This is a genomic window from Sulfurimonas sp., assembly GCF_018698455.1.
GTDB lineage: Bacteria > Campylobacterota > Campylobacteria > Campylobacterales > Sulfurimonadaceae > Sulfurimonas.
In genome coordinates this window covers 1-6,792 of the sequence record NZ_JABIOQ010000063.1, presented here as the reverse complement: position 1 = coordinate 6,792, position 6,792 = coordinate 1, and the positions used below count along the sequence as shown (strand labels likewise).

The following is a 6,792-nucleotide window of genomic DNA, read 5'->3' as shown; positions in this document are numbered from 1 at the left end:
CGCCAACATTTGCACCGTAAAGACGACCTCCCTCAATAACCACTATTGTAAGGGTTGTAACAAGTTCACTTCTTTCATAGTTTATTTGAGATTCTTGATTGAGAATAGAGTTAATAGATTTTATAAAAGTTTTTATGGATTTTTCAATACTCCAAGTCTTTGGACATATTTTAAAGTTGTTTATTAACTAGTTAGTGGTTCTTTTTGCAGCATGGGCACCTTCATCACACTTCCCACTCCATCACAGACTACGGCTATAGTTAGATTCCCTATGGTTTTTACATCATAAAAATCATTACCTTTAAGCTCTTTTTTCTTTGCAAGAGCAAAACCCGAATGTTTAATATTTTCTGATTGCATATTAGAATCCTGTATATTTACTTCACTTGCATTATATAATGAAGTCATAAACCTCCAATTTTGTTTTATAAATCTGCCTTTTGCATCATTGCATTTATAACTTTATGCTACTATATCTACTCCAAAATAACTAGATAAAAGATAATATAAATGATGAACTGGATAGACTTTTTTGAGCAGAAAAAAACTTGTAACATACAATTTGGACGAGGGTTAAACGCCACTATATCAACAGATGAAGAGGAACTTTTCAATCTATCTTATGAAGCATTTGAAAAAAAAGACATTCTCAATGCTTATGAATACTTTTTTCGCTCACTCATAAACTATACAAACAAAGTTTCAAATGAAAATATCATTCTTAATAGACAAAAAGACGATTTACATTTTGTTATCTATCAAGGAAGTGCAAAAATAAACGGTGTAGTTACACAAAAAAATTTACATGCGGAAGTTTCAATAGTTAAAAGTAAAAGTGCCTCACTTGCTCTTAAACGCTACATACTTGAGCGAAACTATCAACTTACTTATGTAAATTACTTCAGTGATGGAGAGGAAATAAAACTCAAACTCTACCTTGATAACATTACACTCTCTCCACAGAAAATCTTTTTTCCACTCAGAGAATTAGCACTAAATTCCGACTTTGACAAAGAACACATAAGGGGTGAGTTTAATGATGTCACCCTTGAAGAAGTTTCACATATTACTCAGGTCCCCACACAAGAGCTACAAGAGAAGTTTAAACTCTTAAAAACTTGGATCAAAGAGTTAAATACAAAAGTCCTGACACTTCCATCAAATGACAATTCGGGAATGCAATCTTTTTTATATCTAAATTTCTTTTTTAAGATTGACTATTTGCTCCTTCCTCGATGTAAAATGTATGTTAAGCTCTCAAGAAAGATACAAGAGTACTTTGGGAATGAAAATGAAACAGTAGAAGCTAAAAATGAAGAGCTAAAAAAATATCTTTTAAAACTCCAAGAGATGGAATTTTCAGAATTTTCAAAAAGTTTTTATAATGCAAAGTACACTTTCACAGCAATAGAAAAGTCATCTTATGATGAGTTTAATGCATTTGTAAAAGAATCTCTCATCAAAATAAGATGGTATAAAAACAACAGGTATGGACAAATCATTCCAACAATTTATAGATATATAGCTTTTTATTCTCTTTATAATTATGGAATGAACGTAGTCCTACAAGAATTACTTCATACGCTTGTAGTCATTCAAAATACATCATATTTCTCTGCTTTAAATTGTGATACGCTTTATGATGAGAAGAAACAATCTTTTGCAAAACGCGAGATAATATCTAAACTACAGAATATTGCCTCATCCAATAAAGGGAAGTATAAATCTCTTAAAATTGACACAGACTCTTTAAACTTTAAATCAATGAATGAATTTAGTAATAGTTACTATCTTTTGTTACAAAATCTAAACTTCGAGGAAGTATAAATATGAATACTCAATCAATTTTAGAAACTTACATAGAAAACATCATGCAAATCATGACTCCTTATGGAACAGGTACAGGATTTATAATAGACAATGTCATTATTACAAATTCGCATGTGGTTGGAGGGCTAAAAGAAGTTGTAATTAGTGCTAAAAAAGTTAAGCGCACTATTGCAAAAGTGATTTATGATGACCCTTACTATGATCTTGCTTTTATAGAATACAACTTTTGTAAACCAAAAAACCCACTCAAACTTGCTTCAGATATGGTAGAAGATGGTGACGTTACTATAGCTATTGGACATCCTTATGGACTTAATTATACGGCGACAGAAGGGATAGTTTCTCGAGCTGCAAGACTTCAAGGAGATCTTGAATATATTCAAATAGATGCTGCAATCAACCCTGGGAACAGTGGAGGACCACTTCTTAATGAAAAAGGAGAGGTCACAGGGGTAAATACTTTTATCATTCAAAATGCAAATAACCTTGGATTTTCTCTTCCATATTTTTATCTTAGAGAAGCTCTTGATGCTTTTAGCAATCAAAAATCAGAGGAGATTATAAAGTGCCCTTCATGTAAAAACCTCATAGAAGAGAGAAGCATAGAAAATGATTATTGTGCTGAATGTGGTGTTAAGCTAGAAGTAGCAAGACAAAGACGAAAAGGCTACAATCCAACTGGTCCAACAAAACTACTAGAAGACATACTCGCTTCACAAAATATAAATGTCACACTAGCACGTCGTTCTCAAGCCTCATGGAGAATAGATGAGGGAAGTGCACGTACAGATATCAACTACTATGACAATGGTATTATTATTGGTGATAGTAAGCTATGTGCCATTCCTAGACAAAATATAGATAAGGTCTATGACTATCTATTAAAAGAGAATGATAAACTTTCATATTTACAATTTTCTATAAGTGAAAACAGCATCTATTTATCTTACTTGATTGTTGACTCCTCATTGACACTAAATGAAGGTAAAACTGCTATAAGTAGACTAATAAAACAATCAAATGTCTATGATGACATTTTAATAAATGAATATGGGGCAATAGCCCAGAAACGCGACGAAGAAGATTAAAATAAAAAAGGAAAATATATGTCAAAATTTTTAACATTTAAATGTGATTTAGAAAGCTTTATACAAGAACTTAATAAGATAATAGAGTCTAATAATAAAGAGGTTGAGAGTTTACTCAAACAAGAGACAAAAACATATCTCTCATTTGTTAAACCCATGCAAATAATAGAAGAAGATTTAGAGAATTTTTTCACACCATTATCACACCTTGATTCTGTTAATAACTCAACTGAAACACAGAAAGTTTATAGTGATTCTTTGCCAATTATAACTGAGTACTCTACAAAACTTTCTCAAAATATAGACATTTATAATAGCTATAAAGAAATCTTTGAAAATGAAAAAGAGACTCTTAATTATGCGCAAAAAAGAGTCGTTGAACTTAATATTCAACATTTTGAATTAAGCGGTGCTCATTTAGATACTGCGTCTAAAAAAAGATTAGAAGAGATAAATATCCGAAAAAGTGAGTTGAGTAATGACTTTTCTCAAAACTTGTTAGATGCAACAAATGCTTTTGAATATATTATAGACAACGAAGAAGATGTGGATGGAATACCTCAAAGTGATAAAGAGAGTGCAAAGTTCGAAGAGGATGGTGTAATAAAATATAAGTTCACACTACAGATGCCATCATACATAGCATATATGACATATGGTAAAAATCGTGAAATTAGAGAAAAACTTTACAAGGCATATGTAACTCGTGCACCAGAGAATGCAAAACTTATAGATGAAATTTTAGCACTCAAAGATGAAATGAGTAAACTACTAGGTTTTGAGAATTATGTTGCTTATTCATTAGTTTCAAAAATGGCTAAAGATGATAAGGAAGTACTTGGGTTTTTAAATAATCTTCTTATCAATTCTAAAGAGCAAGCTGCAAAAGAATTAATAGAACTACAAAATGTTGCACCTCAATCTTTACAGAGCTATGATACTGCATTTTATGCAGAAATCTTAAAAAAAGAACAATACGATATTGATGAAGAAGAGTATCGCCCATACTTTGAGCAACAGAGTGTTGTCAATGGAATGTTTACTTTTTTAGATAAACTGTTCGGTATTAAATTTGTAGCTATAAATGAAAATCTTTGGGATGAAAAAGCTCTATCGTATGAAGTACATGTATCAGGAAAGGTTCGAGCAAAAATTTTCTTAGATCTAGAAGCAAGAGAATCCAAACGCGGTGGTGCATGGATGCATAACTGGCAAGCACACTATCGTGATGAAAAAGATAAGGAACATTTTGCTTCTGCTTTTGTTGTTTGTAATTTTCCATCATCAACTCCAAGTAGTCCATCTCTCCTAAGACATGATGATGTAGTGACACTATTCCATGAAATGGGACATGCAATTCACCACCTTCTTTCATCTGTTAATGAAAATGAAGTAAGTGGTGTAAATGGTGTAGAATGGGATGCGGTTGAATTTCCATCTCAGTTCCTAGAAAACTTTGCATATGAGCCCGAAGTACTTAAAATATTTGCACTTCACCATGAAACTAAGGAAGTTATACCAAATCAGATGATAGAAAAGCTTGTAAAAAGTAAAAACTTCTTATCTGCTATAGGAATGCTTAGACAACTTGAATTTTCAATCTTTGATTTAAAGATTCATACAGATGCGACTAAAGAGCAAGAAGTACAAAACATCTTAGACAAATTACGAGAAGATACTGCTCTAGTTAAAACTCCTGAGTATAACAAATTCCAAAATGGATTTGCACATATATTTGCTGGTGGTTATGCTGCTGGATATTATAGCTATAAATGGGCAGAAGTACTTAGTGCAGATGCTTTTTATGCCGTTATGGATGAGGGTGTATTTGACTCAAAGACAGCACAGAACTATTTCAATATTATATTAAATTATGGTGGTGCAAAAAGTATGAAGACTCTTTTTAAAGAGCTAATGGGAAGAGAGGCAGATACAGATAAACTACTACGTTTAAATGGCATTGAGTAGTGAAACTACTTAGTCTATTTTTACTTTTTATCTCACTACTTTATGGAGAACAAAATATGAAAATAGCAACATATAATGTAGAAAATTTATTTGACTTACAAAAAAGTGGACATGAGTATATGGAGTATATTCCATATACTCCTTCTATGTGGAATAAGGTAAACTATCACAAAAAACTCAAGAATATCGCTCAAGTTATTCAGGGAATGAATGCTGACGTTATTGTTCTTCAAGAAATAGAATCCCTCCAATCACTTAAAGACCTAAGGTATACTCTAAAGCAAATAGGTTTGTACTATCAGTACTATAAAATAGCAGATAAGAAAAACACAACGATAAAAGTCGCACTTCTCAGTAAAATACCATTTATATATTCAAAAGAACTCCAGGTCACATCATCATATAAATATAGAAATATATTAGAAGTTAAACTAAAACTTCCAGATAATGAGTTGTATCTCTTTGTGAACCATTGGAAATCAAAAGCTGGACCAGAGAGCATGAGAATAGTCTCTGCAAAAAAACTCCTAGAACGGACACAACAGTTAGGTAAAGACAAAAATATCATTTTACTCGGAGACTTCAACTCACATTATCAAGAAAATAAAATATTTATAAGAAAACGAAGACATAATGACACTAATGGAGTTACTGGAATAAATAATATTCTCAAGACTAATGACTATAAGTATAGTGCATCTTTAACAAATGTTAAAGAAGGTGACTTTTATAATTTATGGTACGATACAAAAGATATAAATAGATATAGCTATATATTTAGAGGGAAAAAAGAAGCTTTAGATAATATTTTAATATCGTCTTCATTATTAAATGATAAAAATATATCATATAAAAAAGGTTCTATTACTTCATATAAGCCTGAATACCTCTTTAAAAGAAAAAATATATATAGATGGCAAGTTAGAGGAAAAAAACCTCGTGTACATAAAGGAAAGGGCTTTTCAGACCACCTTGGAGTTACAGCAGAGTTTGTTCTGCACTAAGACACCAATCAATTTCTTTTATGGAGTTCTTTTTTAAGTAACTATTCACTTTCGAAAATGGCTTTGAACCAAAAAAACCTCTATATGAAGAGAGTGGTGATGGATGTGGAGATTTTAGAATTAAATGTTTTGAGCTATCAATTAACAATTCTTTTTTTTGTGCATTACCACCCCATAAAATATAAATAATATTTTCTAACTCATTAGATAAGCTTTTAATAACACTATCTGTAAAATCTTCCCAGCCAATATTTTTATGTGAATTAGGTTCTCCCTCAACTACTGTTAATACTGTATTCATTAAAAGAACACCTTCATTTCCCCATTTTTCAAGAGAACCATTCATAGGGTATAAACAGTCAATGTCACTAACCAACTCTTTATATATGTTTTTTAATGAAGGTGGTACTTTCTGAGTGGAAGAAACAGAAAATGCCATTCCATCTGCTTGTCCATAACCATGATATGGATCTTGACCAACAATAACTACTTTTATTTTCTTAGGAACTTGAAGGTTAAATGCTTTAAATATATTTTCATATTTAGGATAAACTACTTTTTTTGAATACTCTTCATTAAGTAAAGTTTCTAATACAATAAAGTAATCGTCATCAATATTTAAAAACCTTTTCCAATCATCACTTAAAAACATAACATCTCCAAAAATATTAAATATACACACGAATATCCATATCTTACAATAAATTGTAAACATAAAAACATTAATCTATATAAATAGTAAAGAGATAGGGTTGGTAGTAAAAGTAAATTTTGTAATAATAAAAGTAATTAGGGAGTAAATAAAGAAGTAAAAAACAACCAACTAGGCAGCGACCTACATTTCCAATCCTGAAAGGATAAGTATTATCAGCGATGAGGGGCTTAGCTTCTGGGTTCGGAAT

The 6,792-nt window shown here is 31.1% G+C and carries 6 protein-coding genes; 4 read left to right on the top strand and 2 right to left on the bottom strand.

Annotated features, from left to right (window positions below; translation table 11 throughout):
• Positions 1-183: 183 nt before the first annotated feature.
• The gene (locus HOG88_RS09410) at positions 184-408 is read right to left on the bottom strand and encodes a hypothetical protein (RefSeq protein ID WP_295005525.1); all 225 of its coding nucleotides are present in this window, start codon (positions 406-408) and stop codon (positions 184-186) included.
• 102 nt (positions 409-510) lie between these two features.
• Between HOG88_RS09410 and HOG88_RS09405 the strand changes: the two genes are divergently transcribed.
• The 4 genes from HOG88_RS09405 to HOG88_RS09390 are packed head-to-tail and all read left to right on the top strand — an operon-like array spanning position 511 to position 5,890.
• A complete protein-coding gene (locus HOG88_RS09405) occupies positions 511-1,827 on the top strand; it encodes a hypothetical protein (protein ID WP_295005523.1) in 1,317 nt (438 codons plus the stop codon).
• A gap of 2 nt (positions 1,828-1,829) precedes the next feature.
• The gene (locus HOG88_RS09400) at positions 1,830-2,918 is read left to right on the top strand and encodes a trypsin-like peptidase domain-containing protein (protein ID WP_295005521.1); all 1,089 of its coding nucleotides are present in this window, start codon (positions 1,830-1,832) and stop codon (positions 2,916-2,918) included.
• Between the two features lie 18 nt (positions 2,919-2,936).
• A complete protein-coding gene (locus tag HOG88_RS09395) occupies positions 2,937-4,886 on the top strand; it encodes a M3 family metallopeptidase (RefSeq protein ID WP_295005519.1) in 1,950 nt (649 codons plus the stop codon).
• A gap of 56 nt (positions 4,887-4,942) precedes the next feature.
• Positions 4,943-5,890, top strand: a complete 948-nt coding sequence (locus HOG88_RS09390; protein ID WP_295005517.1) for an endonuclease/exonuclease/phosphatase family protein — start codon at positions 4,943-4,945, stop codon at positions 5,888-5,890.
• Here the strand turns inward: HOG88_RS09390 and HOG88_RS09385 are convergent.
• Positions 5,865-6,572 (bottom strand): uracil-DNA glycosylase, encoded by a 708-nt coding sequence (locus tag HOG88_RS09385; protein WP_348653176.1) that lies wholly within the window; start codon positions 6,570-6,572, stop codon positions 5,865-5,867. The two genes, HOG88_RS09390 and HOG88_RS09385, sit on opposite strands and share 26 nt — an antisense overlap.
• Between the last annotated feature and the right edge of the window lie 220 nt (positions 6,573-6,792).